The 26,584-nt window shown below is 71.3% G+C and carries 22 protein-coding genes and 1 pseudogene; 12 read left to right on the top strand and 11 right to left on the bottom strand.

The annotated features are described in order from the left end of the window. Positions 1-44 precede the first annotated feature (44 nt). The gene (locus ABT053_RS06870) at positions 45-1,373 is read right to left on the bottom strand and encodes an NAD(P)/FAD-dependent oxidoreductase (protein ID WP_350967919.1); all 1,329 of its coding nucleotides are present in this window, start codon (positions 1,371-1,373) and stop codon (positions 45-47) included. Between the two features lie 222 nt (positions 1,374-1,595). Between ABT053_RS06870 and ABT053_RS06875 the strand changes: the two genes are divergently transcribed. Beyond that, complete coding sequence (locus tag ABT053_RS06875) at positions 1,596-2,627, top strand: COX15/CtaA family protein (protein ID WP_350967920.1); 1,032 nt, start codon at positions 1,596-1,598, stop codon at positions 2,625-2,627. Positions 2,628-2,685: 58 nt separating this feature from the next. Here ABT053_RS06875 and ABT053_RS06880 read toward each other — a convergent pair whose 3' ends face one another. Both ABT053_RS06880 and ABT053_RS06885 read right to left on the bottom strand, forming a co-directional pair. Further along, entirely contained in the window at positions 2,686-3,891 is a 1,206-nt protein-coding gene (locus ABT053_RS06880; protein WP_350967921.1) for a PrsW family intramembrane metalloprotease, read from the bottom strand. Positions 3,892-4,277: 386 nt separating this feature from the next. Beyond that, a complete protein-coding gene (locus tag ABT053_RS06885; RefSeq protein WP_350967922.1) occupies positions 4,278-5,231 on the bottom strand; it encodes a heme o synthase in 954 nt (317 codons plus the stop codon). Positions 5,232-5,615: 384 nt separating this feature from the next. Between ABT053_RS06885 and tkt the strand changes: the two genes are divergently transcribed. Genes tkt through pgl form a run of 6 tightly spaced genes read left to right on the top strand, consistent with a single transcriptional unit; the run spans position 5,616 to position 13,869 of the window. Further along, a complete protein-coding gene (gene tkt, locus ABT053_RS06890; RefSeq protein WP_350967977.1) occupies positions 5,616-7,649 on the top strand; it encodes a transketolase in 2,034 nt (677 codons plus the stop codon). A 2-nt stretch (positions 7,650-7,651) separates the two neighbouring features. After that, on the top strand, positions 7,652-8,755 hold the full coding sequence (gene tal, locus ABT053_RS06895; RefSeq protein ID WP_350967923.1) for a transaldolase: 1,104 nt from the start codon (positions 7,652-7,654) through the stop codon (positions 8,753-8,755). 7 nt (positions 8,756-8,762) lie between these two features. Continuing rightward, positions 8,763-10,391: a phosphoglucose isomerase-related protein gene (locus ABT053_RS06900; protein ID WP_350967924.1), complete on the top strand. Its 1,629-nt coding sequence runs from the start codon at positions 8,763-8,765 to the stop codon at positions 10,389-10,391. Between the two features lie 19 nt (positions 10,392-10,410). Continuing rightward, positions 10,411-12,126: a glucose-6-phosphate dehydrogenase gene (gene zwf, locus ABT053_RS06905; protein ID WP_350967925.1), complete on the top strand. Its 1,716-nt coding sequence runs from the start codon at positions 10,411-10,413 to the stop codon at positions 12,124-12,126. Beyond that, complete coding sequence (locus ABT053_RS06910; RefSeq protein WP_350967926.1) at positions 12,127-13,038, top strand: glucose-6-phosphate dehydrogenase assembly protein OpcA; 912 nt, start codon at positions 12,127-12,129, stop codon at positions 13,036-13,038. A 57-nt stretch (positions 13,039-13,095) separates the two neighbouring features. Then, on the top strand, positions 13,096-13,869 hold the full coding sequence (gene pgl, locus ABT053_RS06915) for a 6-phosphogluconolactonase (RefSeq protein WP_350967927.1): 774 nt from the start codon (positions 13,096-13,098) through the stop codon (positions 13,867-13,869). A 4-nt stretch (positions 13,870-13,873) separates the two neighbouring features. Here pgl and add read toward each other — a convergent pair whose 3' ends face one another. Beyond that, on the bottom strand, positions 13,874-14,908 hold the full coding sequence (gene add / locus ABT053_RS06920; RefSeq protein WP_350967928.1) for an adenosine deaminase: 1,035 nt from the start codon (positions 14,906-14,908) through the stop codon (positions 13,874-13,876). Positions 14,909-15,088: 180 nt separating this feature from the next. On the opposite strand from add, the pseudogene ABT053_RS06925 reads away from it, so the two are divergent. Then, positions 15,089-15,532: pseudogene (locus ABT053_RS06925) on the top strand (Clp protease N-terminal domain-containing protein); the annotation flags it as partial. 449 nt (positions 15,533-15,981) lie between these two features. On the opposite strand, the gene ABT053_RS06930 reads toward ABT053_RS06925, so the two are convergent. Beyond that, on the bottom strand, positions 15,982-17,013 hold the full coding sequence (locus ABT053_RS06930) for a GNAT family N-acetyltransferase (RefSeq protein WP_350967929.1): 1,032 nt from the start codon (positions 17,011-17,013) through the stop codon (positions 15,982-15,984). 178 nt (positions 17,014-17,191) lie between these two features. Between ABT053_RS06930 and ABT053_RS06935 the strand changes: the two genes are divergently transcribed. The 3 genes from ABT053_RS06935 (at position 17,192) to ABT053_RS06945 (ending at position 21,365) form a co-directional block, all read left to right on the top strand. Continuing rightward, positions 17,192-18,592 (top strand): NAD(P)/FAD-dependent oxidoreductase, encoded by a 1,401-nt coding sequence (locus ABT053_RS06935; protein WP_350967930.1) that lies wholly within the window; start codon positions 17,192-17,194, stop codon positions 18,590-18,592. A gap of 188 nt (positions 18,593-18,780) precedes the next feature. Continuing rightward, complete coding sequence (locus ABT053_RS06940) at positions 18,781-20,394, top strand: amidohydrolase (protein WP_350967931.1); 1,614 nt, start codon at positions 18,781-18,783, stop codon at positions 20,392-20,394. 155 nt (positions 20,395-20,549) lie between these two features. Then, positions 20,550-21,365, top strand: a complete 816-nt coding sequence (locus ABT053_RS06945) for an MBL fold metallo-hydrolase (RefSeq protein WP_350967932.1) — start codon at positions 20,550-20,552, stop codon at positions 21,363-21,365. 27 nt (positions 21,366-21,392) lie between these two features. On the opposite strand, the gene ABT053_RS06950 is transcribed toward ABT053_RS06945, so the two are convergent. Then, positions 21,393-21,653, bottom strand: coding sequence for a DUF6343 family protein (locus ABT053_RS06950; protein ID WP_350967933.1), 261 nt, complete (start codon positions 21,651-21,653; stop codon positions 21,393-21,395). A 320-nt stretch (positions 21,654-21,973) separates the two neighbouring features. On the opposite strand from ABT053_RS06950, the gene ABT053_RS06955 reads away from it, so the two are divergent. Continuing rightward, positions 21,974-22,480: an SPW repeat protein gene (locus tag ABT053_RS06955; RefSeq protein ID WP_350967934.1), complete on the top strand. Its 507-nt coding sequence runs from the start codon at positions 21,974-21,976 to the stop codon at positions 22,478-22,480. A gap of 165 nt (positions 22,481-22,645) precedes the next feature. Here the strand turns inward: ABT053_RS06955 and ABT053_RS06960 are convergent, their stop codons facing one another. The 5 genes from ABT053_RS06960 to gap all read right to left on the bottom strand — a co-directional run bounded on the left by ABT053_RS06960 (position 22,646) and on the right by gap (position 26,492). Beyond that, positions 22,646-22,993 (bottom strand): RNA polymerase-binding protein RbpA, encoded by a 348-nt coding sequence (locus ABT053_RS06960; protein WP_012892502.1) that lies wholly within the window; start codon positions 22,991-22,993, stop codon positions 22,646-22,648. Between the two features lie 77 nt (positions 22,994-23,070). After that, the gene (secG, locus tag ABT053_RS06965; RefSeq protein WP_030905020.1) at positions 23,071-23,301 is read right to left on the bottom strand and encodes a preprotein translocase subunit SecG; all 231 of its coding nucleotides are present in this window, start codon (positions 23,299-23,301) and stop codon (positions 23,071-23,073) included. A 132-nt stretch (positions 23,302-23,433) separates the two neighbouring features. After that, complete coding sequence (gene tpiA / locus ABT053_RS06970) at positions 23,434-24,219, bottom strand: triose-phosphate isomerase (RefSeq protein WP_350967935.1); 786 nt, start codon at positions 24,217-24,219, stop codon at positions 23,434-23,436. An 81-nt stretch (positions 24,220-24,300) separates the two neighbouring features. Then, positions 24,301-25,488 carry a phosphoglycerate kinase gene (locus tag ABT053_RS06975; protein WP_350967936.1) on the bottom strand — a complete coding sequence of 396 codons (1,188 nt, stop codon included), beginning with the start codon at positions 25,486-25,488 and terminating at the stop codon, positions 24,301-24,303. Continuing rightward, a complete protein-coding gene (gene gap, locus ABT053_RS06980; RefSeq protein WP_350967937.1) occupies positions 25,488-26,492 on the bottom strand; it encodes a type I glyceraldehyde-3-phosphate dehydrogenase in 1,005 nt (334 codons plus the stop codon). Before gap ends, ABT053_RS06975 begins: the two co-directional genes overlap by 1 nt. Positions 26,493-26,584 lie beyond the last annotated feature (92 nt).

Genomic DNA, 26,584 nt, shown 5'->3' on the forward strand with positions numbered 1-26,584 from the left:
GGCACCTTCTCGAAAAGGGAGACGGCCGCGGCTCTGTGAGGAGGTCACGACACCTCCCCGGCGAAGCGGTCCGGGCGGAAGGGGCTGAGGTCCAGGTCGGGACGGAGACCGGCCAGGAGCTGGGCGATCAGGTGGCCGGTCGCCGGGGCGAGGCCGATGCCCGCCCCCTCGTGCCCGCAGGCGTGGTAGAGCCCGGGTGCCCGGGGGTCCTCCCCGATCACCGGGAGGTGGTCCGGGCAGTAGGGACGAAAACCACAGTAGGCCCGGATCGCCCGGTACGCCGCGAGGGCGGGGAACAGCTCCACGGCCTGGCGGGCGAGGCGTTCGAGTACCGGGACGGAGACCGTGCGGTCGAATCCCACCCGCTCGCGGCTGGCGCCGATGAGCACCGGCCCCGCCGGGGTGCTCTCCACGACGGCGGACGTCTCCAGCCCCTCCGCGTCGCTGGCCACCGCGGTGACGTAGGCGGCGGTGTAGACCTTGTGCCTGATCAGCGGCCCGGCGAGGGGCTCGGTGACCAGGATGAAGCCGCGCCTGGGCAGGATCGGGACGCGCACCCCGGCCAGCGCGGCGATCTCGCCGCCCCAGGTGCCCGCGGCGTTGACGACGGCCCCGGCGAGGATGTCGCCGTGGTCGGTGGTGACGCCGGCGACCCGGCCGCCGTCGCGGACGAAGCCGGTCACCGTGACGCCGGTCCGCAGCATCAGGGCGCCGTGGCCGAACCGCTCGGCGCCCCTCCGGATGAGCCTCGCCGCCGCCAGCATGGGCTGGACCTGGGCGTCCTGCGGGTAGAACACGCCTCCGGCGAGCCCTTTCGCCAGGTGGGGCTCGTAGTCGCCGAGCTCCCCCGGCGCGACGGCGACGTGCTCGACACCCTGCCTGGCCGCCAGGCCGGTGAGCGTGGCCAGGATCTCGTCCGTCTCGGCGACCACCAGGCCGCCCTTGGCCTCGTACTCGAACCCCCCGCCCGGCTCGAACCCCGGCCCGTCACCGACCGGCCCGGACCCGGTGCCGGTGCCGGTGCTGGTGCTGGTGCTGGGTCCACCGGCGGGCCCGTTCCCCGCCCCGCCCCGTGACCCCCCGGCCCCGGACCCGTCAGTCCCGTCAGATCCGTCAGACCCGTCGGCTCCACCAGCCCCACCGGCGGTACCGGTCCCGGCCAGGTCCCGCCAGAGCCGGTTGGAGAGCAGCGCCAGGTCGAGCTCGGGTCCCGGTTCCTTGTCGGAGACCAGGAGGTTGCCCTCGCCCGCGCCCGTCGTGCCGCCCGCCACCGCGCCCCGGTCGACGACCACCACGTCCAGGCCCGCGCGGGCGGCGTAGTAGGCGCAGGCGGCGCCGACGACCCCGGCGCCGACGACCACGACGTCCGGCATGTTCCACCTCGCTCCCACGCCTCGGGCTCGCCAGTACTATGTCACATACCTTTTATCGGATCAACGCACCAAAACGGGCATATCCCGCATGTCATCGATTCAAGCGCACCCCTACCCACCGGCCCGTACGGCACGCCGTCTCGCGGAGGGCGGCCCGTGCCGGCGGGCCGGTACCCGGGGTCCGGGACGGGACCGCGCACCTCGCCGCCTAGCATGTGAGCCGTGAACCACCTCCTCGACCTGATCCTCCGGCATGCCGCGAAGGCGGCGCGGATCGTGGGGCCGCCGACCCTCCTCACGCTGCGCCGCTGGGCGCTGGCGGCGGTCGCCGTCAACATCGGGATCACGGTGACGGGCGCCGCCGTACGGGTCAGCGGCTCGGGCCTGGGCTGCCCCACCTGGCCCCGGTGCACGCCGGAGAGCTTCACCCCGGTGGCCCACGCCGACATCTCGCCGTTGAACATGGCGATCGAGTTCGGCAACCGGATGCTCACCTTCCTGGTGCTGGCCGTCGGCGTGGCCTGCCTGGTCGCCGCCCTGCGCCTGTCGTCCCGCCGCCCCGACCTGGTCAGACTGGCCTGGCTGCAGCCGATCGGCGTGGCCTTCCAGGGGCTCTGGGGCGGCCTGGTCGTGCGCAGCGCGCTCAACCCGGTGACCGTGAGCGTGCACTTCCTGGTCTCCATCGGCATGACCGCCGCGGCGTACGCGCTGTACGCCCGCGCCAGGCAGAGCGAGAACAAGGGCGAGAACAAAGGCGAGAACAGGGGCGAGAGCCGGGCCGTGACCGGGCGGCCGGTCCACCGCCACGTCCGCACGCTCGCCGTCGCGCTCGTCGCCGCCGTGTTCGCCCTGCTCGTCGTGGGCGTGGTGGTGACCGGCACCGGGCCGCACTCCGGGGACGAGATGGCCTCCCGGTTCGGCTTCGACATCGAGACCGTGGCGAGGATCCACGCCGACGTCGCCTACGTGGTGGTCGGCCTCACCTTCGCGCTGGCGTTCGCGCTGCACATCACCGACGCGCCCGGGTACGCCCGCCGGGCCGCGTGGACGCTGCTGGCCGTGGAGGCCGCGCAGGGGGTCGTCGGATACGTCCAGTACTTCCTGGGCGTGCCCGCGGCCCTGGTCAACCTGCACGTGCTCGGCGCGGCCCTGGTCTGGCTCTGCGCGCTGCGGGTGCTGTTCGCGACCGGCCCGCACGGGCCGCGTGACGTCCCGGAGACGATCACCGGCGAACGCGACCCCGTCCGCGTCTGAAACCGCCCGGAACCGTTCGCACGGCCGGGGACAGCTCGGCCGGGTGACCGGAGCGGCCCTACCGGCTGAACGACCCGCCCTGCGGCGGATGGCCGGGGCCGCCCGGCGCGTGGCCGGGGGCGCCGGAGGCGTGACCCGCCGAGGGCGCGGGGAACCGGGCGCGGGCTCCGGCCATGCACTCCAGCAGGGCCCGCTGCTCCTCGTTGAAGGTGCGCTCGTCGATCACGTGGCCCCTGGCCCGCTCGTGGAGCAGGCCCAGCTCGGTGGCCGCGAGCTGGTAGTCGCTCATCGCCCGCAGGGCCGTCCTGCCCCCGTGGTTCCTCGCCCACTGCCGGGCCTGGCGCCGGCCGGGCAGGGAGGAGAGCATCGCGACGTCGCCCGAGGACACCAGCCCCGTCGCCCAGTAGGCGGGCAGGTAGGTCTGGATGAGCGCGATGATGCGCTTGCGGTCGCGGAAGATGATCCAGATCAGCACGAACAGCACGGTCATCAGCAGCAGGTACGCGACGGCCAGGCCGGCGATGCCGACGTAGGTGGCGAAGCCGTTCCAGATGCCGTGCAGCAGCATCGCGCCGACCCACCCGGCGGCGATGACGAAGATCCGCCCCGGCCCCCGGCGCTGCGCCGCGTAGGCCACCGCGACACCGATCATGGACGTGAACAGCGGGTGCGCGAACGGCGAGAGGATCCCGCGCAGCACGACGGTCACCGCCAGGCCCTGCGCGCCCATCTCGTCGAGCGCGGCCACGTAGTAGCTCACGTTCTCGCTCATGGCGAAGCCGAGGCCGACCATACTGGCGTAGATGATGCCGTCGGTGGGCCCGTCCAGCTCGGCGCGCTTGAACCTGAGCAGGCCCAGCAGCACCAGGCCCTTCATCGTCTCCTCGACCACCGGGGCGCCGAACGTGGCGGTGAGGTTGCGCGCGTAGTCGTAGCCCAGCTGGACGGTGTTCTCGATGTAGATCAGGTTGAAGGAGTTGATCACCCCGGCGACCAGGACCGCCACGCCCGCGCCCCAGGCGAACGCGAAGAGCAGGTTGCCGCGCGGCTCGGGCTCGATGCGGTCGAGCGCCAGCACCGCGGCGAGCAGCACCGGCACCGGCGCGAGCGCGAGGCCCAGGGCGATGAAGAAGTAGACGGGGTCGCCGTTCAGCACGTCGAAGGAGAACGACACCAGGGCGCACAGTCCCGCCAGGACGAGCCCGACGATCAGCGTGACCGACGGACGGTCCCTGAGCACCCAGCGGGGGTCATGGCCGGCCATGTGGCCACCGTAACCGCTGGTACCCGCCCCGCGACTCGAACGGGGGGATCACCGCCCCGGGGCCGGCGGACCCCGCGCCACCGGGAACCCGGTGGACCGCCCGGCGGACCCGGCCCGCGCGCCCGGCCGCCGCGGATCCCGGGACCGTGCCGGGTGACGAGCCGCCCCCGCGGCCGGGGCCGGAATCCGGCTCCCAGGGTTTCCCGAACACCACGAATCACCCTCCCCACGACCAGGCCCGCCCCGGGCCGGTCAAGAAAACATCTTCCCCCGGAAAACGTCTCCCCCGGGTCAGGGGCGCGGAAACGGACGCACCGCAGGAGAACGTACGTGTGAGATGACTCAGACGAGTGTCGGATGAGCGTCAGGCGGGCATCGGGCGAAGATCAAACGAACATCGAGTCGATCGCGACGGCCAGGAACAGCAGCGCCAGATAGGCGTTCGACCAGTGGAAGAAGCGCATCGGGCGCAGGTCGACGCCGGTCTTGCCCGCGTTGACCCGGCCGAGGAGGCGGTGGACCTCCCACAGGCAGGCGGCGCCCAGGACGGCGGCCACTATGGGGTAGAGGAGCGTGGTCCCGGCGATCGGCCACAGCAGCAGCGAGCAGAGCACCGTGGCCCAGGTGTAGACGATGCTCTCCAGCACCACGCGGCGCTCGGTGGCGACCACCGGGAGCATCGGGACCTTCGCCGCCGCGTAGTCCTCCTTGTAGCGCATCGCGAGGGTCCAGGTGTGCGGCGGCGTCCAGAAGAACACCACGCCGAAGAGCACCACGGGGGCCCAGTCGAGGCTGCCGGTGACGCCCGCCCAGCCGATCAGCACCGGCATGCAGCCGGCGATGCCGCCCCAGACGACGTTCTGCGAGGTCCGCCGCTTGAGGATCATCGAGTAGACGAGCACGTAGAACAGGTTCGCGCCCAGCGACAGGCCCGCGGCGAGCCAATTCACCGTCAAACCCAGTCCAAGAGTGGACAGCACGCCGAGGATGATCCCGAAGATCAGCGCGTTCGCCGGCGGCACCAGGTCGCGGGCGAGCGGGCGGCGGCGGGTGCGGCGCATGGCCGCGTCGATGTCACGGTCGATGTAGCAGTTCAGCGCGTTCGCGCTGCCGGCCGACAGGGTGCCGAACACCAGCGTGTTGACGGCGATCCACAGCGGCGGCAGGCCCTTGGCGGCCAGGAACATCACCGGCAGCGTCGTGATCAGCAGCAGCTCGATGATCCGCGGCTTCGTGAGGGCGACGTACGCCTTCACGACGTCGCCGAAGGAGCGCGGCGCGGCCTCGGGGGCCGTGCCCCCCTCGGTGAGGGCCGTCGATTGCTTGTCGGTGAGCACCATCTAAGGCGCTTCCAGCACGTGCGGGGTCAACGCGTAACCTCTGATTAGAGCGGATCCGTGAATGCGGGCACCAGCCAGCCTTGAGGACTCACTGTAGTTGCAGGGGGGGCCGGTCCCGGCACGGGGTGCGGAAGCGGCGCGAGAGGGGCTCCTGCGATGGGGGCGCGCGCCGCCTGACGGATCCCGCGGACCCGCCCCGGGCCGACCTACGCCACGGTAGCCAGGGCGAAACCGTTAGGGTCCGGTGTGGGCGGGAAATACCAGACCGGCGCCACCATCACACGATTAGATCCGGAGATCGAGCACTTGAGCAGTGAACTCGTGCCAGCCCTCGAATGGAGCGACCTGGACCGCCGCGCGGTCGACGTCGTACGGGCCCTGGCCATGGACGCGGTAGAGAAGGCGGGATCGGGTCACCCCGGCACCGCGATGAGCCTGGCGCCGGCCGCGTACCTGCTGTTCCAGCAGGTGATGCGGCATGACCCGTCAGATCCCTCCTGGGCGGGCCGTGACCGGTTCGTCCTTTCCGCGGGTCACAGCAGCCTGACCCTCTACATCCAGCTCTTCCTGTCGGGGTACGGCCTCAGCCTGGACGACCTCAAGGGGTTGCGCCAGTGGGAGAGCCTGACCCCGGCCCATCCCGAGCACGGCCACACCATCGGCGTCGAGACCACCACCGGCCCGCTCGGCCAGGGGATCGGCAACGCGGTCGGCATGGCGATGGCCGCCCGCCGCGAGCGCGGCCTGTTCGACCCGGACGCCGCTCCGGGCGCGAGCCCGTTCGACCACAACATCTGGTGCATCGCCTCCGAGGGCGACATCGAGGAGGGCATCAGCCACGAGGTGAGCGCCCTCGCGGCCCACCAGCGGCTGGGCAACCTCACCGTCGTCTTCGACAGCAACCACATCTCGATCGAGGACGACACCCAGATCGCGCTGAGCGAGGACGTCGTCGCGCGCTACGAGGCGTACGGCTGGCACACCCAGACCGTCGACTGGACACGGACGGGCGACTACGTCGAGGACGTCGAGGCGCTGTACCAGGCGCTGGAGGCCGCCCGCGCCGAGACCGGCAGGCCGTCGTTCATCCGGCTGCGCACGATCATCGGCTGGCCCGCCCCCAACAAGAAGAACACCGGCAAGATCCACGGTTCGGCGCTGGGCGCCGACGAGGTCGCCGCGACCAAGAAGATCCTCGGCTTCGACGTCGAGAAGAGCTTCGACGTCCCCGCCGAGGTCCTGGAGCACGCCCGCGAGGTCGTCGGGCGCGGCCGGGCCGTGCGGGCCGAGTGGGACAAGCTCTACCAGAGCTGGCGTGAGGCCAACCCCGAGCGCGCCGCCGAGTTCGACCGCATCTCCGCGCGCAGGCTCCCCGACGGCTGGACCGAGGCGCTGCCGTCCTTCGAGATCGGCTCCTCCGTCGCCACCCGCAAGGCCTCCGGCGAGGTGCTCAGCGCCCTCGCGCCGGTGCTGCCCGAGCTGTGGGGCGGCTCGGCCGACCTGGCCGAGTCCAACAACACCACGATGAAGGGCGAGCCGTCCTTCGTCCCCGAGGAGTTCCAGACCAAGGCGTTCCCCGGCGGCCCCTACGGCCGCACGCTGCACTTCGGCATCCGCGAGCACGGCATGGGGGCGATCCTCAACGGCATCGCGCTGCACGGCGGCACCCGCCCCTACGGTGGCACGTTCCTGGTGTTCAGCGACTACATGCGCCCGGCCGTGCGGCTGGCGGCGCTGATGAAGTTGCCGGTCACCTACGTGTGGACGCACGACTCCATCGGCCTGGGCGAGGACGGCCCGACGCACCAGCCCGTCGAGCACCTGTGGTCGCTGCGCGCGATCCCCGGCCTCGACGTGGTCCGCCCGGCCGACGCCAACGAGACGGCCGCCGCCTGGCGGGTCGTGCTGGAGCACAACGACCGCCCGGCCGCGCTGGCGCTGACCCGCCAGAACCTGCCGGTCTTCGAGGGCACCGGCGACGCGGAGAAGGTCGCCCGCGGCGGTTACGTCCTGCGCGACGCCTCCGACGGGCAGCCGTCCGTGATCCTGATCGGCACCGGCTCCGAGGTCGAGATCGCCCTCGGGGCCCGCGACATCCTGGAGGCGCAGGGCATCGCCACCCGGGTCGTGTCGATGCCGTGCGTGGAGTGGTTCCAGGCCCAGGACGCGGCCTACCGGCAGACGGTGGTGCCCACCTCGGTGCGCGCCCGCGTGGCGGTGGAGGCGGGAATCTCGCTGGGCTGGCGGGAGTTCGTGGGAGACGAGGGCGTGGTGGTCGGCCTGGAGCACTTCGGTGCCTCGGCCCCCTACAGGACCCTTTACGAGCAGTTCGGCCTCACCGCCGAGCGCGTGGCCGCCGCCGCCAAGGCGAGCCTCGCCAAGACCGGAGCCGACAAGGGCGAGACGACGGGAAACTGATCATGAGTGAGATCCTGAAGAAGCTCTCCGAGCAGGGCGTCTCCATCTGGCTGGACGACATCAGCCGCGAGCGCCTGCGTACGGGCAACCTGCAGTCGCTGATCGGCGACAAGCACGTGGTCGGCGTCACCTCCAACCCGACGATCTTCGCGTCGGCGCTGAGCAAGGGCGACGCCTACGACGGCCAGCTGCACGACCTGAAGATCCGCGGCGTCGACGTCGAGGAGGCCGTGCGGGCCATCACCACGTACGACATCCGCTGGGCCGCCGACGTGCTGCGGCCGGTCTTCGACGCCAGCGGCCAGGTGGACGGGCGGGTGTCGATCGAGGTCGACCCGCGCCTGTCCAGGGAGACCGACAAGACCGTCGCCGAGGCGCGCGCGCTGTGGTGGCTGGTCGACCGGCCCAACCTGTTCATCAAGATCCCCGCCACCGTCGAGGGCCTGCCCGCGATCACCCAGGCGATCTCCGAGGGCATCAGCGTCAACGTCACGCTGATCTTCTCGCTCGAGCGCTACCGCGCCGTGATGGACGCCTGGCTCACCGGCCTGGAGAAGGCGCAGGCCAACGGCCTCGACCTGTCGGCCATCGAGTCGGTCGCCTCGTTCTTCGTCAGCCGGGTGGACGGCGAGATCGACAAGCGCCTGGACAAGATCGGCACCCCCGAGGCCCTCGCGCTGAGGGGCAAGGCCGCGGTCGCCAACGCCCGCCTCGCCTTCGCCGCCTTCGAGGAGGTCGTCGAGTCCTCGCGCTGGCAGGCGCTGGCCGCGGCCGGAGCCCGGCCGCAGCGCCCGCTGTGGGCCTCCACCGGCACGAAGAACCCCGACTACCCCGACACCCTCTACGTCGACCAGCTGGTCACCTCGGGCACGGTCAACACCATGCCGGAGAAGACCCTCGACGCGACGGCCGACCACGGCGACGTCACCGGCGACACGATCCGCTCCTCCTACGAGGAGGCCTGGAACACCATGGCCGCCCTCAAGGAGGCCGGGATCGACTACGACGACGTCGTGAACTTCCTCGAGAAGGATGGCCTGGACAAGTTCGAGGCCTCCTGGAAAGAGCTGCTGGAGACCGTCTCCTCCGAGCTGAAGAAGGCGTGAGGAACACATGTCATTGTCCGTAACGTTCGGCGACGACGACCTCACCGAGCAGGCCGGCGAGACCGTCGGGCAGCTCGCCTCCGAGGGGGTCCCCCAGGCCCTGGCCTCCGGCGACGCCACGCTGTGGGGCGCGGAGGCCCAGGCCGAGGCGGCCGTCCGCCTCGGCTGGCTCGACCTCCCGCGGACGAGCAGGCAGCTGCTGCCCGAGATCGGCGCGCTGGTCGAGCGGGCCCGCGCCGAGGGCCTGGACCACGTGGTCCTGGCGGGCATGGGCGGCTCCTCCCTCGCCCCCGAGGTGATCACCGCCTCCGCCGACGTGCCGCTGACCGTGCTCGACACCACCGACCCCGGCCAGGTGCGCCGCGCGCTGGAGGACCGGCTGGAGAGCACGATCCTGGTCGTCGCCAGCAAGAGCGGCGGCACGGTCGAGACCGACAGCCACCGGCGGATCTACGAGAAGGCCTTCCGCGACGCCGGGATCGACCCGGCGGGCAGGATCGTCGTCGTCACCGACCCCGGCTCGCCCCTGGAGGCGAGCGCCCGCGAGGCGGGTTACCAGGTGATCCTGGCCGACCCGAACGTGGGCGGCCGCTACAGCGCCCTGACGGCGTTCGGCCTGGTGCCCAGCGCGCTGGCGGGCGCCGACGTCGAGCGGCTGCTCGACGACGCGGCCGAGGTGCTGCCGCTGCTGTCGCGGACCGAGGGCAACCCCGGTCTCGACCTCGGCGCCGCCCTGGGCGCCGCCGCGGCGGCCGGGCGCGACAAGCTCGTGATCGAGGACAGCCTCTCGGAGATCAACGGCCTGCCCGACTGGATCGAGCAGCTGGTCGCCGAGTCCACCGGCAAGTCCGGCAAGGGCATCCTGCCCGTCGTGGGCGCCGACCCCGGTGACGCCGACGACGAGCTGCTCGCCGGGATCGACACCGACGCCACGGTGACCGTCGTCGGCCCGCTGGGCGCGCAGTTCCTCGTCTGGGAGTACGCCACGGCCGTCGCGGGCCGCGTCCTCGGCATCGACCCGTTCAACCAGCCGAACGTGGCCGAGTCCAAGGAGAACACCGCCAAGCTGCTCGACCGGGCCGAGCTGCCGGTCGGCACGCCGCTCCTGGTCGACGGCCCGGTGGAGGTGTACGGCGAGTTCCCCGGCTCCGAGGACGTCAAGGACCTGTCGGACGTGCTCACCCGGCTGCTGGAGTCGATCCCCGAGCGCGGTTACCTCGCGGTGATGGCCTACCTCGACCGCGAGGCGGCCTTCGACGCCCCGTACGCCGAGGGCGCCTCGTTCGAGGAGATGACGGACGTGTGGAGCGGGGCCGACCCGGCCACGCTGCGCGGGATGCTCGCGATCCGCACCGAGCGCCCGGTCACCTTCGGCTGGGGCCCCCGCTTCCTGCACTCCACCGGCCAGTACCACAAGGGCGGCCCGCAGAACGGCGTGTTCCTGCAGATCACCGGGGTCGTCGAGAACGACGTCGAGGTCCCCGGCAAGCCCTACACCCTGGGCCGCCTCCAGCTCGCCCAGGCTCTGGGCGACCAGGGCGCGCTGGTCAGCCGCGGGCGTCCCACCGTACGGCTGCACCTGACCGACCGCGCGGCCGGGGTCGCGCGCCTGCTCGCCGCCGCGCGGGAGGTCTGATGGGCCGCTGGAGGTTCGTATGAGCAAGGAGAGCTCCCCGGCGGGTGCCGGGGAGGCCACGCGGGCCGGGGAGGGCGTCACCGCCACGGCGGACGCCGCGGGCACGACGGCCGCCCCGGCGGCGGGCGCGCACGGGAAGGTGCCGCCCGCGGCCGTCACGCCCACGGCCACCACGGCCACCGCCGCCGCGACCGCGGGCATCACCGAGGCCCTGATCGACGCCAACCCGCTGCGCGACCCGCGCGACAAGCGCCTGCCGCGCGTGGCGGGGCCGTGCGTGCTGGTGCTGTTCGGCGTCACGGGCGACCTGGCGCGCAAGAAGCTGCTGCCGGCGATCTACGACCTGGCGAACCGCGGGCTGCTGCCCCCGGGCTTCTCCCTGGTCGGCTTCGCCCGCCGCGACTGGCGGGACCAGGACTTCGCGCAGCTCGCCCACGACGCCGTCAAGGAGCACGCCCGGACGCCGTTCCGCGAGGAGGTCTGGAAGCAGCTGTCTGAGGGCATCTTCTTCTGCCGGGGCGAGTTCACCGACGACGGCGCGTTCGACGCGCTGGCGATGATGCTCAAGGAGATCGACCAGACCCGGGGCACCGGCGGCAACTACGGCTTCTACCTGTCGGTGCCGCCGAAGTTCTTCCCGGTCGTGGTCCAGCAGCTGAAGCGGACCGGCCTGGCCGACGGTCCCGCCGGGTCCTGGCGCCGGGTGGTGATCGAGAAGCCCTTCGGGCACGACCTGCGCAGCGCCCAGGAGCTCAACGCGATCACCAGCGCGGTCTTCCCGGAGAGCTCGGTGTTCCGCATCGACCACTACCTGGGCAAGGAGACGGTCCAGAACATCCTGGCGCTGCGCTTCGCCAACAACCTGTTCGAGCCGATCTGGAACCGCAGTTACGTCGACCACGTGCAGATCACGATGGCCGAGGACATCGGCATCGGCGGCCGGGCGGGATACTACGACGGCATCGGCGCGGCCCGCGACGTGATCCAGAACCACCTGCTGCAGCTGCTGGCCCTGGTCGGCATGGAGGACCCGACGTCGTTCGGGGCCGACTCGCTGCGCAGGGAGAAGGAGAAGGTCCTCAAGGCGCTGCGGCTGCCGTCGGACCTGTCGCTGGCCACCGCGCGCGGCCGCTACGGGTCGGGCTGGCAGGGCGGCGAGCCGGTCATCGGCTACACCCAGGAGGAGGGCATCCCGCCCGACTCGATCACCGAGACGTACGCCGCCATCAAGGTGGAGATCGCCAACCGGCGCTGGGCCGGGGTGCCGTTCTACCTGCGCACCGGCAAGCGGCTCGGCCGCCGGGTCACCGAGGTGGCCGTGGTGTTCCAGCGGGCGCCGCACCTGCCGTTCAGCAAGGACGACACCGAGATCCTGGGGCAGAACGCCCTGGTCATCCGGGTGCAGCCGGACGAGGGCATCACGGTGCGGTTCGGCTCCAAGGTGCCCGGCACCGCGATGGAGGTGCGGGACGTCTCGATGGACTTCGCCTACGGCGAGTCGTTCATGGAGTCCTCCCCCGAGGCCTACGAGCGGCTGCTGCTGGACGTGCTCATCGGCGACCCGCCGCTCTTCCCGCACCAGCGCGAGGTCGAGCTGTCGTGGAAGATCCTCGACCCGATCGAGGAGTTCTGGAGCACCCAGGGCCCGCCGGAGGAGTATCCGGCGGGCACGTGGGGGCCGGCCTCGGCCGACGAGATGATGGCCCGCGACGGGCGTTCCTGGAGGCGGCTGTAGATGACCAGTTTCATGCTCAGCGGCACGAACGCCTCGAAGATCTCCTCGCAGCTCACCCACCTGCGCCACCAGATGGGCACCCCGGCGGTCGGCATGGTGCTGACCCTGGTGGTGGTCTGCGGCGAGAGCGACCAGTACGACGCGGTCCGGGCGGCGACCGAGGCGGCCAGGGAGCACCCCTCCCGGATCCTCGTCGTCATCCCCCGCGACTCCGAGGAGCCGAACCGGCTCGACGCCGAGATCCGGTTCGGCGAGTCGACCCCGGGCGAGGTGATCCTGCTGCGCCTGTACGGGGAGCTGACCAGGCACGCCGACTCGGTGGTCAGCCCGCTGCTGCTCACCGACACCCCGGTGGTGGCCTGGTGGCCCAGCGACTGCCCCGAGGTCCCGTCCAAGGACCCGATCGGCATGCTGGCCCAGCGCCGCATCATCGACGCGCGGTCGGCGTCAGACTCGGTCAAGTCGATCACCGGCCGGGCCCGCGGTTACGTGCCCGGCGACACCGACCTGGCCTGGACCCGGCTGACGACGTGGCGGAGCCTGCTGGCCGCCGCGTTCGACCAGCCGGTGGGCAAGGTCAAGCGGGGCACCGTGGAGGCCGTGTCCGGCCATGCCAGCGCCCTGCTGCTGGCGGCCTGGCTCGGCGAGCGCCTCGGCGCCTCGGTGAAGGTCGCCGACTCCCCCGGGCCCGGCCTGACCGCGGTCAAGCTGGTCTCGGCCGAGGGTGACATCACCATCGTCCGGAGCGACGGCCGCATGGCCACGCTGTCGCGTCCCGGCCAGCCGGACCGCAGGGTCGCCCTGACCCGGCGCCCGACGTCGGAGCTGCTCGCCGAGGAGCTGCGGCGGCTGGACCCCGACGAGATCTACGCGGCCGCGATCCAGCGACTCGCCCAGACCAAGAAGTCCTGAGCCGCGCGTGCCCCGCGGCCACGGCCGCGGGGCACCTCCTTTCGAAAGAGAAGTCCCGTGAGCGTTCCCACCGTGATCACCCACCGCGACGCCGACGTGCTCGCCAAGGCCGTCGCCGCCCGGGTGATCGTCCGAGCCGTCGACGCCCAGTCGGCCAAGGGCTCGGCCCACCTGGTCCTGACCGGCGGGACCGTCGGCATCGCCACCCTCGCCGAGATCGCCGCCTCCCCCGCCAAGGACGCCGTCGACTGGCGCAAGGTGGACATCTGGTGGGGCGACGAGCGTTTCCTGCCGGACGGTGACGCCGAGCGCAACGAGACCGGCGCCCGCAAGGCCCTGCTCGACCACCTCGACCTCGACCCCGAGCGGGTCCACGTGATGCGCGGCCCCGACTCCGGCATGACCGCCGAGGAGTCGGCCGAGGCGTACGCCGAGGAGCTGCGCCGCGCCGCCCGCCCCGAGGACCACGGCCCGGCCCCGGCGTTCGACCTCATGATGCTGGGCATGGGCCCCGACGGCCACATCGCCTCGCTCTTCCCCGGCATGCCCGCCCTGTACGACACCCGCCCGGTGGTCGCCGTGCACGGCTCGCCCAAGCCCCCACCCACCCGCGTCTCGCTCACGCTGCCCGTCATCCAGGGTTCCCGAGACGTGTGGGTGATCGCCGCCGGCGAGGAGAAGGCGGGAGCGGTACGGCTCGCACTGTCGGACTCGGGGACGATGCAGGTCCCGGCGGCCGGGGCCCGGGGCAGCCGGAGCACCCTCTTCCTCCTGGACAGGGCGGCAGCCTCCAAGATCCCTTCAAGCCTGAGCCGGATCTCCTCTCCCTGAGCTGTCAGAGCGTCGTCCCCGTGTGCTGGGCGGCGACGGTGTCGATCTCGTGTTGGATCTCCTTCTTGTCAGCCTGGTCCATGGACGAGGCCTCGACGGCGTTGCGGGCCAGGGTGGTGAGGGTCTCGCGGTCCAGGCCCAGCTGGTCGGCGGCGACGCGATACTCGCGGCTCAGGGTGGTGGCGAACATGGGCGGGTCGTCGCTGTTGAGGGTGACGAACAGGCCCGCCTCGAGCATGCGGGGCAGGGGATGATCCTCGATGCGGGCGATCTGGCCGGTGCAGACGTTGGAGGTGGGGCAGACCTCCAGGGGGATCTGGGTCTCGCGCAGGTGGGCGACGAGACGGGGGTCGTCCATGCAGGAGGTGCCGTGGCCGATCCGCTCGGCGCCCAGGAGGTCGAGGGCCTCCCAGATGGTCTCGGGGCCGGTCATCTCCCCCGCGTGCGGCAGGCTGCGCAGCCCGGCGGCGGTGGCGGCGCGGAAGGCGTCCGCGAAGACGTCGCGATACTTCGGGCGTTCCTGTTCGATCCCGGCCAGCCCGAAACCTACCAGCGCCTGGGGAGGTTCCCGCAGCGCGTGGTCCAGGGTGACCCGGGCCGCCTCGGCCCCGTACTCGCCGGGGATGTCGAAGACGTACGCCATCCGCACCCCGTGTTCCTCGCGGGAGCGCCGGGCGGCCAGGTCGAGCGCCTCGGTGACCTCCCGCATCGGCATGCCGACGACGTGGTGGGCGTACGGCGTGACGGTCAGCTCGACGTAGCGGCCGTTCTGCGCGGCGAGGTCGGCGGCGAGGCCGAGCACCAGGGTCGCCACGTCCTCCGGCTCGCGGACCAGTGCGTTGACCGCCTGGTAGATCCGGGCGAAGTGCGGGAAGTCGGTGAACCTGTAGAAGGCGCGCAGCTCCTCCTCGTCCGTGGGCACGCCCCCGTCGGGGTGGCGGCGGGCGAGTTCCAGCACGGTGGGGACCGAGGCGGAGCCGATCAGGTGGACGTGGAGCTCGACCTTGGGCAGGGCGTCGATGAAGGCGTCGGTCGTCATGCGGGGACCCTACGCACGCGACCCCCGTCCGCGAAAGCCATTTATCGTGAATCTAACTCAAAAATGTAAGCTTTCGCCGACAGGAGGGTGACAATTGCCCGGGGAGATGTCCTCCCGCTCACCGGCCGTCTGACGCATAGTGGGGGTCAAGCACCTCGACACCCCTCACGGAGGCTTCCCGTGTTCGAGCGCTTCACCGACCGTGCCCGCCGTGTCGTGGTCCTGGCGCAGGAGGAGGCCAGGCGGCTCGGCCACGGCCACATCGGCACCGAGCACATCCTGCTCGGGCTGATCCTGGAGGAGGAAGGCGTCGCCGGCCGTGCCCTGCGCGCCTTCGACATCAGCGGCGAGCGCGTCAGGAACGACGTGGAGGAGATCATCGGCAGGGGCGGGAAAAGCCCCGGCGGCCACATCCCGTTCACCCAGCGCGCCAAGAAGGTCCTCGAACTGTCCCTGCGCGAGGCGCTCGGCCTGCACCACAACTACATCGGCACCGAGCACATCCTGCTCGGGCTGCTCCGCGAGGGCGAGGGCGTGGCCGCCCAGGTGCTGACGAGGCGGGGAGCGCGCCTGGAGGCCGTGCGCGCCCAGGTGATCACGCTGCTCGGGCGGCGCGGGCCCGAGCGCGCGGTGTCGGCGGAGGAGGGCTTCCACGTCATGGGAGCGGCGTTCTCCGCCAGGCTGGAGCGCATCCAGGAGAGCCTGGACCGGATCGAGCGCAGGCTGGACGCCATCGAGACCTCCCGCGACGTCACCGGCACCTCACGCGACACCGCCGACACCGGCCAAGACACTCTCGACACCTCACGCGACACCGCCCAAGACACTCCCGGCACCTCACGCGACACCGCCGACATCTCCCCCCAAGACGCTCCCGGCACCCCACGCGACGGCACCGCCGCACCCCGGAACAACCAGGACACCGACGGCGACGGCGCCGCCCCTCGGAGGAACGACGACACGCCCCCGCCCCAGGAGGGGCAGGCCTCCTGAGGCGGGGACGCGGGAGAGATGCGGCCTCCCCGCTTCGGGACCCCTGAGCGATCTCGAAACGGGGAGGCCACGCGATGGGGTCAGCTCGGGGATGCCGTCGCCATCACGCCCACGGCCAGCCTGGCCTCGACCACGCCGGGGTCCTCGGTGTAGCTCAGGGTCGCGCCGAGCGAGACCAGGAGCCTGCGCATGCGGACGTTGTCGGACAGCAGGGTCGCCCTCACCTCGGCGAAGCCCAGGTCGCGGGCCTGGCGGACGAGCATCCCGGCCAGGGCGGTGCCCAGCCCCCTGCCCTGCCAGCGGTCCTCGACCAGGAACGCCATCTCGGCGATGCCGGGATCCGGGGTGAACATCAGGTTGGCGAGCCCGACGACCTGGCCGTCGTGCCCGGCGACGATCGACTGGCCGTGGCTGCGGTCGCAGAGCCGGTCGAAGACCTTCGGCGGCAGCACCGGCATCGAGGTGAAGTAGCGGAACCTGCGGGCCTCCGGCGAGCAGCGGTCGTGCAGGTCGCGTACGGCCTCGCGGTAGAGCCGGGTGAGCGGGCGGACCTCGACCTCGACGCCGTCGGAGAGCGTGATCTCGCGGTCGGTCCCGGACTGCTCGACGGGGGGCTGCGCCAGGCGGACGAAGGAGGCCGCGCGGGCGGCCTCGGTCAGGGTGAACGGCAGCTCGGCCCGGCGGACCCTGATCGCGCGGCGCGCGGCCACGGGAACGGTCAGCAGGGTCGGGTCCGGAAGATCGCTCATCTCCGCACCGTAGACCCAGCGGGAGTCGTCGGCGCGCAGCAGCTCTCCCAGCAGCTCGGGCAGGCGCCAGGGCGTCATGCGCAGCCGGGAGGCGAGCAGCAGGACGCGGGTGGGCTCGTCGGTCAGCTCGTGGGCGGTGGCGGTGACGACCTGGACCCGGCGCCCTCCCGCGGCCTCCAGCGCCTCGCGCACCGCCTCGGCACCGGCGGGGATGTCCGTGACGAACTCGTCGACCGTGCCGTCCGCGTCGGTCTGCACGCTCAGACCCAGGATGTTGCCGCCCTTGGCGGCGAGTGCGGCGGCCAGCGAGGCGAGCCGGCCCGGCCGCTCGTCAACGGTCGTACGAATCCTCAGAAACCCCATCAGAACGCTCCCTCTGTTACGGGATAGCCTTTCTTGACACTGTTACGGGACTGCTACACATGAGTGAGCCCATCGTTACGTCTGGGAAGATCACTCATTACTCGGCAGTACGGCGTTTCTACAACGGTTTCCGTTGACAGGCACACCCGGATAGACGGATATAGCAGGATATGAGGCCATGAGCACGCGCGTTCCCCTGAGCGGGGACTTCGTCAACGGAGACGTCTCCTTCTGGTATCGCTCCCTCGGCATCCCCGCCCCCGGCGCCCCCCTCGCCGGGAACCTCGACGCCGACGTGGCCATCGTCGGCGCCGGATACACCGGCCTGTGGACCGCCTACTACCTCAAGAAGGCGAGTCCCGGCCTGCGGGTCGTCGTGCTGGAGAAGGAGTTCGCCGGGTACGGCGCCTCCGGGCGCAACGGCGGCTGGCTCGTCGGCGAGCTGGCCGGCACCCCCGAGCGCTACGCCAGGACGCACGGCGCGGACGCGGCCAGGCGGCTGCAGCGGGTGATGTTCGAGACGATCGACGAGGTCGTCGCCGTCGCCGAGGACGAGAAGATCGACGCCGACATCGTCAAGGGCGGCGTCACCACGGTCGCCACCAACACCGCCCAGGACCGGCGGCTGCACCAGCTGCTCGCCCACGAGCGCCACTGGGGCTGGACCGAGGAGGACGTGCGGCTGCTCGACCCCGCCGAGCGGGAGGAACGCCTGCGGGTGGACGGCGCGGTGAGCGCGATCTGGAGCCCGCACTGCGCCAGGATCCAGCCCGCCAAGCTCGCCAGGGGCCTGGCCGAGACCGTACGGAACCTCGGGGTGGAGATCTTCGAGCGCACCCCGGTCACCGAGATCGCCCCGCGCGAGGCCCGCACGCCGTACGGGACCGTCCGCGCCGAGTACGTCATCCGCGCCACCGAGGGCTTCACCGCCGAGCTGAGGCAGTACCACCGGGCGTGGCTGCCGATGAACAGCTCGATGATCGTCACCGAGCCGCTGGGCGCGCTGTGGGACGAGATCGGCTGGGCGGGCCACGAGCTGCTCGGCGACATGGCGCACTACTACATGTACGCCCAGCGCACCGCCGACGGCCGGATCGCGTTCGGCGGGCGCGGCAAGCCCTACCTGTACGGCTCCCGGGTGGACGACCGGGGCCACACCCACGAGTGGACGATCGAGGCGCTCTGGGAGCTGCTGACCGGGATGTTCCCCGCGCTGCGGGCCTCTCGCGTGGCGCACGCCTGGTCCGGGGTGCTCGGCGTGCCCCGCGACTGGTGCGCCACCGTGCACGTCGACCACACCACCGGCATCGGCTGGGCGGGCGGCTACACCGGCCACGGGGTGACCACGACCAACCTCGCCGGCCGTACCCTGCGCGACCTGATCCTGCGCGAGGACACCGAGCTCGCCTCCCTCCCCTGGGTGGACCGCAAGGTACGAGGCTGGGAGGTGGAACCGCTGCGGTGGATCGGCGTGCACACCATGTACGACCTCTACCGCCGGGCCGACGCCAGGGAGAAGGCCGGGCTCGGCCGCACCTCGGTGCTGGCCCGCGTCGCCGACTCCATAACCGGCCGCTGAACCGGCGCGTCACCGGACGCTGGGACCATCGCCGTACCCGAGAACGCGAAAACCCAGAGACCCGGAAAACACTGAAAACACTGAAAACACCGAGAACCCAGTAGAACGCCGAGAATCCAGGCAACGCAGAGAGCACCGACGCCGAGGAGAGCCATGACCTGCCCGCCCGCCACCCGAATGGGAAACGAGTGAACGACATCCTCTTCCGCGGCGGCAGGGTCTTCCTCGCCGCCGACGCCTTCGCCGAGGCGGTACTGGTCAGGGACGGCCGCGTCGCCGCCGTGGGCGCGGAGTCTGACGTCATCCCTCTGGCCGCCCCCGGCCACGAGACCGTCGACCTGGACGGCGGGCTGCTCACCCCCGGGTTCACCGACGCGCACCTCCACCCGGTGCAGGCGGGCCTGGAGCGGGCCAGGTGCGACCTGTCCGGCGTCTACGGCCTGCCGAGGTACCTGGAGCGCATCACCGCCTACGCGGACTCCCACCCCGGCCACGAGTGGATCGACGGCGGCGGCTGGGACATGTCGGCCTTCCCCGGCGGCCTGCCGCACCGCTCCCAGCTCGACGTCTTCGACCGCCCGGTCTACCTGATCCAGCGCGACCACCACGCCGCGTGGGTGAACGGCCGGGCCCTGGAGCTGGCCGGGATCACCCGCGACACCCCCGACCCCGCCGACGGCAGGATCGAGCGCGACGCCGACGGCACGCCGAGCGGCGTGCTGCACGAGGGCGCGATGGACCTGGTCGGCCTGCTCACCCCCCGCCCAACGGCGAGCGACCTGCACGACGCGCTGATGGAGGCCCAGAAGCACCTGTTCTCCCTCGGCGTCACGGGCTGGCAGGACGCCATCGTCGGCTCCTACGCGGGCTACGACGACCAGCTGCCCACGTACGTCTCGGCGGCGGCCTCCGGCGCGCTGCGGGCCCGTGTCGTGGGCGCGCTGTGGTGGGACCGGGCGCGCGGCGCCGAGCAGATCCCCGAACTGCTGGAACGGCGCCGCTCCGCCGAGGGCCTGGAACGGTTCCGCGCCGGCTCGGTGAAGATCATGCAGGACGGCATCACCGAGAACTTCACCGCCGCGGTGATCGAGCCCTACTGCCGCTGCGGCGGCACCGGCCTGTCGTACGTCGACCCCGTGCTGCTGAAGGAGTGCGTCGCCGAGCTGGACCGGCACGGCTTCCAGGTGCACTTCCACGCCATCGGCGAGCGGGCCGTCCGCGAGGCGCTGGACAGCTTCGAGGGGACCGACCCGGCCAACCGGCACCACGTCGCGCACCTGCAGATCGTCGAGCCGTCCGACCTGCCGCGCTTCGCGCGGCTCGGGGTGACCGCCAACCTGCAGCCGCTCTGGGCCACCCACCACGCCCAGATGGACGAGCTGACCCTCCCCTTCCTGGGCGAGGAGCGCTCCGCCTGGCAGTACCCCTTCGCCGACCTGCAGCGCAACGGCACCCTGTTCTGCGCGGGCAGCGACTGGCCGGTCTCCGACGCCGACCCGATCCAGGGCATGCACGTGGCCGTCAACCGCACCGAACCCGGCGGCTCGATCCACGCGGGCTACCCGACGGCGCAGACCCCGTTCCTGCCCGGCCAGAGCCTCACCCTGGCCACCGCGCTGACGGCCTACACCGCGGGCTCGGCCCGGATCAACCACGACGACGACGCGGGCACCATCGTCCCCGGCAACCGCGCCGACCTCGTCGTCCTGGACCGCGACCCCTTCACCGAACCGGCCGCCGACATCTGGCGCACCAAGGTCGCGATGACCTTCGTCGACGGCCAGGAGGTCTACCGCCGCTGACCCCGCGAGCCCGGTCGCCCGCGGGCCGCCCCGGAGAAGGCGTCCGGCATCGCGCCGGAACCCGCCGGAGGAGGGCGCGCTCCCTCGCACCCCTCGCCGCCCCGGCGAGCGCGGTGATCTTATGGTGGGGGCGAACCCCGATCCGAGGAGTCACCGTGAACGACCTGCCCATCTGTGTCACCTGCGGGGTCCAGTACGCCGCCCCCCGGGACGACTGCCCGATCTGTGAGGACGAGCGGCAGTACGTCGGCTGGGAGGGGCAGCGCTGGACTTCCCTGGACGAGTTGCGCGCGACCGGGCACCGGCCGCTGGTCGCCGAGGAGGGCTCCGGGGTGGTCGGGGTCGGCAGCGACCCCGCCACGGCCATCGGCCAGCGGGCGCTGCTGGTCCGCACGCCCGGCGGCAACGTGCTGTGGGACATGATCAGCCATCTCGACGACGACCTGGTCAGGCAGGTCACCGAGCTCGGCGGGGTCGACGCCATCGCGATCAGCCACCCGCACTTCTACGGCTCGATGGTGGAGTGGGCGCACGCCTTCGACGCGCCGATCCACATCCACGCGGCCGACCGTGACTGGGTGGCCCGCCCCGACGACTCCGTCGTGTTCTGGGAGGGCGACACCCACGAGATCCGCGAGGGGCTGACGCTGATCAACGCGGGCGTCCACTTCGACGGCGGCCAGGTCATGCACTGGCGCGACGGCGAGGAGGGCGAGGGCGCCCTGTTCTCCGGCGACATCCTCCAGGTGGTCCAGGACCGCCGCTGGGTGAGTTTCATGTACAGCTACCCCAACCTCATCCCCGAGCGTCCCGGCACGATCCGCCGCGCCCTGTCGCTGCTGGAGCCGTACTCCTTCGAACGCGTCTACGGCGGCTGGTGGAAGCGGGTCGTGCGCACCGGCGGCGCCGAGGCCGTGCGCCGCTCCGCCGACCGCTACCTGTCCTTCGCCCTGGACGACCGATCGAGGTGAGACGGGCTCCTCACCACCGGGGCGGCCCTACTCGAAGAGGGTGTGCCGCTCGCCGCGCCGGCGTCTGCGGGCGATTTTGATCCCGACCACCACGATGTCCACCACAGCGACGGCCGCCAGCGCGGCCATGCTCACGGCGAGCGCGGTGATCCCGGCCCAGGCCGACAGGACGGCGAGGGCCGTGCACACCACCAGGCCGAAGACCGCCAGGAAGAGCCGCAGGTTCAGCGCGCTCCTCGGGTGGTCGTGCGTTCCCGTCTTCTCGTCCTTCTCGTCCTTCTCGTCCATAAGGTCACCTCCGGGCAACCTCGCTCTCCCCCGGCTCCCCGTGTGCGCGCGAGGGGTGTGCTCATCCCGTACCCAGGACGTCCGGCGCCACCCCGGTGCCCCCGGCGTCATCGCGGCGATCACAGCGGCCCCCGGCTCCACGGGAGATCACGGCGGGGCGGGCCCCGCCCGGGTAGACCATCGGAGCCCGTCTCCCGGTGATGTCATTAGCCAATCTTGTCCCTTTTTGGGCTGGTTGGAGCTTATGTCGGGTATATCAGCACAAATCCGCTTTGGCGGGAAATCGAGATTTACCGAAGAGCGGCAAGGGGGAATAGGGCATGACGAGACCCACAAGTCTGGAACACCACCCCGATCTCATCGAGATGCGGGAAAGGTACGAACGAGCGGGCTCCAGCTCGATGGCCCAGACCATCGAGGGACTGGGCCTCCTGGCGGGCCTGTATCTGGCGATCTCACCCTGGGTGGTCGGCTTCAACGGCCTGTCCAGGCTCGCCGTGAGCAACCTCGTCACCGGCATCGCGGTCGCCGCCCTGGCCCTCGCCTTCGCGTCCGCCTACGGCCGGACGTACGGGATCAGCTGGGTCGCGCCGGTCATCGGGATCTGGACCATCGTGTCCCCCTGGATCACCGGCTCGGCGACGAGGGGAAGCGCTTGGAACAACGTCGTCACCGGCATCGTCATCCTCCTGCTCGGACTGGGGGCCGTGGCGATCGGCTCCAAGAAGATGTCCGGCATGGCACAGAAGAGAGATCTCTCCCACATGGGCGACTCATCCAACAGGTCAGACATGCCGCACAGGCCTGACATGCCCAACAGGCCCTAGCCAGGCGCGGCGCACGGCGGCGCGCCCCGGCCCGGGGCGTCCCGCGAGCGCCCGGCGCCGCCCCGCCGCTCCCGGCGAGTCGCGGCCGCGGCACGCGAAAGGCCCCCGTGAGGATCTCCCACGAGGGCCTTTCAGGCGCTTACGCGAATGCCGCGACGGGCGCCGCTAGTAGATCGGGCGCGAGGAGGAGCGCAGCCGCTCCAGGGCCTCGGCCAGGATCTGCGCGCCGTCCTTGTCGCTGCGGCGTTCCTTCACGTACGCGAGGTGCGTCTTGTACGGCTCGTTGCGCGGCGGCGCGGGCGGGTTCGCCTCGTCCTGACCGGCGGGGAGGCCACACCGGGGGCAGTCCCAGAACTCGGGAACGGCCGCGTCGCTGGCGAAACTGGGGCGCGTCTCGTGCATGTTCGCGCACCAGAAAGGCACCCGCACACGGGGGGCCGCCTCGCCGCGCTCCGCCTCCCCCATCGGGCCGGCACCGACACGGCTGCCACGGATCGCGTTGCCACTACCCACGGATGAACTCCTTGCTCGATGGCCCCGCCGCTTGGGGATGCGGGGACTGAACCACTGTCACGCCTGTCGAAGCCGGGTCAGGGCCGCAGAAGCAGGCCCAGCGCGATGATGCAGACGAACCAGACGACACCGGTGATGACGGTGAGCCTGTCGAGGTTGCGCTCCACCACGGAGGAGCCTCCGAACGACGACGAGAAACCGCCACCGAACAGATCCGAGAGACCACCGCCCTTGCCCTTGTGGAGCAGGACGAGCAGCATCATCAGCAAGCTCGACAGGATGAGGGCGATGGAGATTCCGATTGTCACCGTTGACCTGTTCCCTATGTGCGCGTGTCCCGCGTCCGGGCACGACCCGTGTGTACGCCGAAGGCGTGACGATTCAAACTTGCTCTAAGAGGGTATGACGTGCTGTCAAGTCGCACCCACCGAATGGCTCAGTCAGCTCGACAATTCACCAAAACGGCAAATCTTGACGAACTCCCCGGAGTCGAGGCTCGCGCCACCGATCAGGGCACCGTCGACATCAGGCTGCGCCATGATGCCCGCGATGTTGTCAGACTTGACCGACCCACCGTAAAGGATACGGACACCGGCGGCCACTTCGGCGTCGTACAGCTCGGCGAGTCGTGACCGGAGTGCCCCGCAGACCTCCTGCGCGTCGTCCGGGGTGGCCACCTCGCCGGTGCCGATCGCCCACACCGGCTCGTAGGCGAGCACGACGGAGGCGGCCTGCTCGGCGCTGACCTTGCGGAGCCCGCCGTCGAGCTGGGCGACGCTGTGGGCCACCTGTCCACCGGCCCGGCGCACCTCCAGGCCCTCCCCCACGCACAGGATGGGGGTGAGCGCGTGCCGGTAGGCCGCCTGCACCTTGGCGTTGACGACGTCGTCGTCCTCGCGGTGGTACTGGCGGCGCTCGGAGTGCCCGGCGAGCACGAAGGTGCAGCCGATCTTGGCGAGCATGGTCCCGGAGATCTCGCCGGTGTAGGCGCCGCCGTCGTGCTGCGACAGGTCCTGCGCGCCGTAGACGATCCGCAGCTTGTCGCCGTCGACGAGGGTCTGCACGCTGCGCAGGTCGGTGAACGGCGGCAGCACGGCCACCTCGACCCGGTCGAAGTCCTTGTCGTTCAGCGCGAAGGCGAGCTTCTGGGTGTGCGCGATGGCCTCGAGGTGGTTGAGGTTCATCTTCCAGTTGCCTGCCATGAGCGGCTTACGAGGTGTGCTCATCGTTCGCTCACCACTCCCTGTTGACTACGCGGACGGCATCGGTCGTCGACCGGCCACTCCGCTCACCGCGTGGGTTCACTTCTAACGCTCCAGGGCCACGAGTCCGGGGAGGGTCTTGCCCTCCAGGTATTCGAGGCTGGCCCCGCCACCGGTGGAGATGTGCGAGAACCCGTCCTCGGCCAGGCCGAGCCCGCGCACGGCGGCGGCCGAGTCTCCCCCGCCGACGACCGTGAAGGCCTTCGAGGCGATCAACGCCTCGGCGACCGCGCGAGTTCCGCCGGAGAAGGCCTCGAACTCGAAGACGCCCATCGGGCCGTTCCAGAACACCGTCCTGGCGTCGGCCAGCTTGCCCGCGAACAGCTCGCGGGTGCGCGGGCCTATGTCGAGCCCCTCGCGGTCGGCCGGGATCGCGGTGGCGTCGACCACCTCGTACTCGGCGTCCTCGGCGAACTCGACGGCCGCCAGCACGTCGACCGGCAGGACGATCTCCACGTCGCGCCTGGCCGCCTCGTCGAGGAAGCCCCGCACCTTGTCGAGCTGGTCCTTCTGGAGCAGCGACCTGCCGACCTCGTAGCCCTGGGCCGCCAGGAAGGTGTAGGCCATGCCGCCGCCGATGAGGAGCCGGTCGACCTTGGTGAGCAGGTTGCCGATCACGCCGAGCTTGTCGGAGACCTTGGCGCCGCCGAGCACCACGACGTACGGCCGCTCGGTCTCGTCGGTCAGCTTCCTGAGCACCTCGACCTCGGCCAGGACCAGCCGTCCGGCGGCGTGCGGCAGCAGGCCGGGCACGTCGTAGACGCTGGCGTGCTTGCGGTGCACCGCGCCGAAGCCGTCGCCCACGTAGACGTCGGCGAAGGCGGCGAGCTTGGCGGCGAACTCGGCCCGCTCGGCGTCGTCCTTGGACTCCTCGCCCGGTTCGAAGCGCAGGTTCTCCAGGAGGGCCACCTGGCCGTCCTGGAGTGCCTCCACGACCTCCTGGGCGGAGGTGCCGACCACGTCTGTCGCGAAGGCGACGTCGGCGCCCAGGAGCTCACCCAGCCGCTCGGCGACGGGGGCGAGGGAGAATTCCGGGTTCGGCTTGCCCTTGGGGCGTCCCAGGTGCGCGACGACGACCACGCGGGCACCCCGGCCCGCGAGCTCCTTGATCGTCGGCACCGAGGCGCGGATGCGGCCGTCGTCGGTGATGGCGTCCCCCTCCAGGGGGACGTTGAGGTCGGCGCGCACCAGGACGCGCCGACCCTCCACGTCGAACTCGGAGATGTCCTTCATCAGAGGTCGGCGCCGACCAGCTCGATGAGGTCGGCGAGGCGGTTGGAGTAACCCCACTCGTTGTCGTACCAGCCGACGACCTTGACCTGGTTGCCGATCACCTTGGTGAGGGGCGCGTCGAAGATGCAGGACGAGGGGTCGGTCACGATGTCGGAGGAGACGATCGGGTCCTCGCTGTAGGTGAGGTAGCCCTTGAGCTCGCCCTCGGCCGCGGCCTTGAGCGCGGCGTTGACCTCCTCGACGGTGGTGTCGCGGCCGACCTCGACGGTGAGGTCGGTGGCCGAGCCCGTGGGGATCGGCACGCGCAGCGCGAAGCCGTCGAGCTTGCCCTTGAGCTCGGGCAGCACCAGGCCGATGGCCTTGGCGGCGCCGGTCGAGGTCGGCACGATGTTGATCGCGGCGGCGCGGGCGCGGCGCAGGTCGCTGTGCGGGGCGTCCTGCAGGTTCTGGTCCTGCGTGTAGGCGTGGATCGTGGTCATCAGACCCTTCTCGATACCGAAGGTGTCGTTGAGGACCTTGGCCATCGGCGCCAGGCAGTTGGTGGTGCAGGAGGCGTTGGAGATGATCGTGTGGTTGGCCGGGTCGTACTTGTCGTGGTTGACGCCCATCACGACGGTGACGTCCTCGTTCTTGGCCGGGGCCGAGATGATGACCTTCTTGGCGCCGTTCTCGGCGTGCACGCGGGCCTTGTTGGCGTCGGTGAAGAAACCGGTCGACTCGACGACGACGTCCACGCCCAGGTCGCCCCAGGGCAGCTTGGCGGGGTCGCGCTCGGCGAAGGCCTTGATCGTCTTGCCGTCCACGATGATCTCGTCGGCGGTGCTCTTCACCTCGTACGGCAGGCGGCCGAGGATGCTGTCGTACTTCAGCAGGTGGGCGAGGGTGGCGTTGTCGGTCAGGTCGTTGACCGCGACGATCTCGATGTCCTTGCCGCTGGCAGCGACCGCGCGCCAGAAGTTGCGGCCGATGCGGCCGAATCCGTTGACGCCTACGCGGATGGTCACGGTGCCGATCTCCTCGTACGTCGATGCGCCGGTCTCTCGGGATCGGCGACTTGGGGCGGGCTGAAACCTCAACCACGAACCTTATCGGACCC

The sequence above is a fragment of the Streptosporangium sp. NPDC002524 genome, assembly GCF_040295985.1.
Taxonomy (GTDB): Bacteria; Actinomycetota; Actinomycetes; order Streptosporangiales; family Streptosporangiaceae; genus Streptosporangium.

What these genes read in the sequence shown, in the direction of transcription:
- ABT053_RS06870 (WP_350967919.1), bottom strand. Translation starts at nt 1,373, where the DNA reads ATGCCGGACGTCGTGGTCGTCGGCGCCGGGGTCGTCGGCGCCGCCTGC.
- ABT053_RS06880 (WP_350967921.1), bottom strand. Translation starts at nt 3,891, where the DNA reads ATGGCCGGCCATGACCCCCGCTGGGTGCTCAGGGACCGTCCGTCGGTC.
- ABT053_RS06885 (WP_350967922.1), bottom strand. Translation starts at nt 5,231, where the DNA reads ATGGTGCTCACCGACAAGCAATCGACGGCCCTCACCGAGGGGGGCACG.
- tkt (WP_350967977.1), top strand. Translation starts at nt 5,616, where the DNA reads ATGGACGCGGTAGAGAAGGCGGGATCGGGTCACCCCGGCACCGCGATG.
- tal (WP_350967923.1), top strand. Translation starts at nt 7,652, where the DNA reads ATGAGTGAGATCCTGAAGAAGCTCTCCGAGCAGGGCGTCTCCATCTGG.
- ABT053_RS06900 (WP_350967924.1), top strand. Translation starts at nt 8,763, where the DNA reads ATGTCATTGTCCGTAACGTTCGGCGACGACGACCTCACCGAGCAGGCC.
- zwf (WP_350967925.1), top strand. Translation starts at nt 10,411, where the DNA reads ATGAGCAAGGAGAGCTCCCCGGCGGGTGCCGGGGAGGCCACGCGGGCC.
- ABT053_RS06910 (WP_350967926.1), top strand. Translation starts at nt 12,127, where the DNA reads ATGACCAGTTTCATGCTCAGCGGCACGAACGCCTCGAAGATCTCCTCG.
- add (WP_350967928.1), bottom strand. Translation starts at nt 14,908, where the DNA reads ATGACGACCGACGCCTTCATCGACGCCCTGCCCAAGGTCGAGCTCCAC.
- ABT053_RS06930 (WP_350967929.1), bottom strand. Translation starts at nt 17,013, where the DNA reads ATGGGGTTTCTGAGGATTCGTACGACCGTTGACGAGCGGCCGGGCCGG.
- ABT053_RS06935 (WP_350967930.1), top strand. Translation starts at nt 17,192, where the DNA reads ATGAGCACGCGCGTTCCCCTGAGCGGGGACTTCGTCAACGGAGACGTC.
- ABT053_RS06950 (WP_350967933.1), bottom strand. Translation starts at nt 21,653, where the DNA reads ATGGACGAGAAGGACGAGAAGGACGAGAAGACGGGAACGCACGACCAC.
- ABT053_RS06955 (WP_350967934.1), top strand. Translation starts at nt 21,974, where the DNA reads ATGACGAGACCCACAAGTCTGGAACACCACCCCGATCTCATCGAGATG.
- tpiA (WP_350967935.1), bottom strand. Translation starts at nt 24,219, where the DNA reads ATGAGCACACCTCGTAAGCCGCTCATGGCAGGCAACTGGAAGATGAAC.
- ABT053_RS06975 (WP_350967936.1), bottom strand. Translation starts at nt 25,488, where the DNA reads ATGAAGGACATCTCCGAGTTCGACGTGGAGGGTCGGCGCGTCCTGGTG.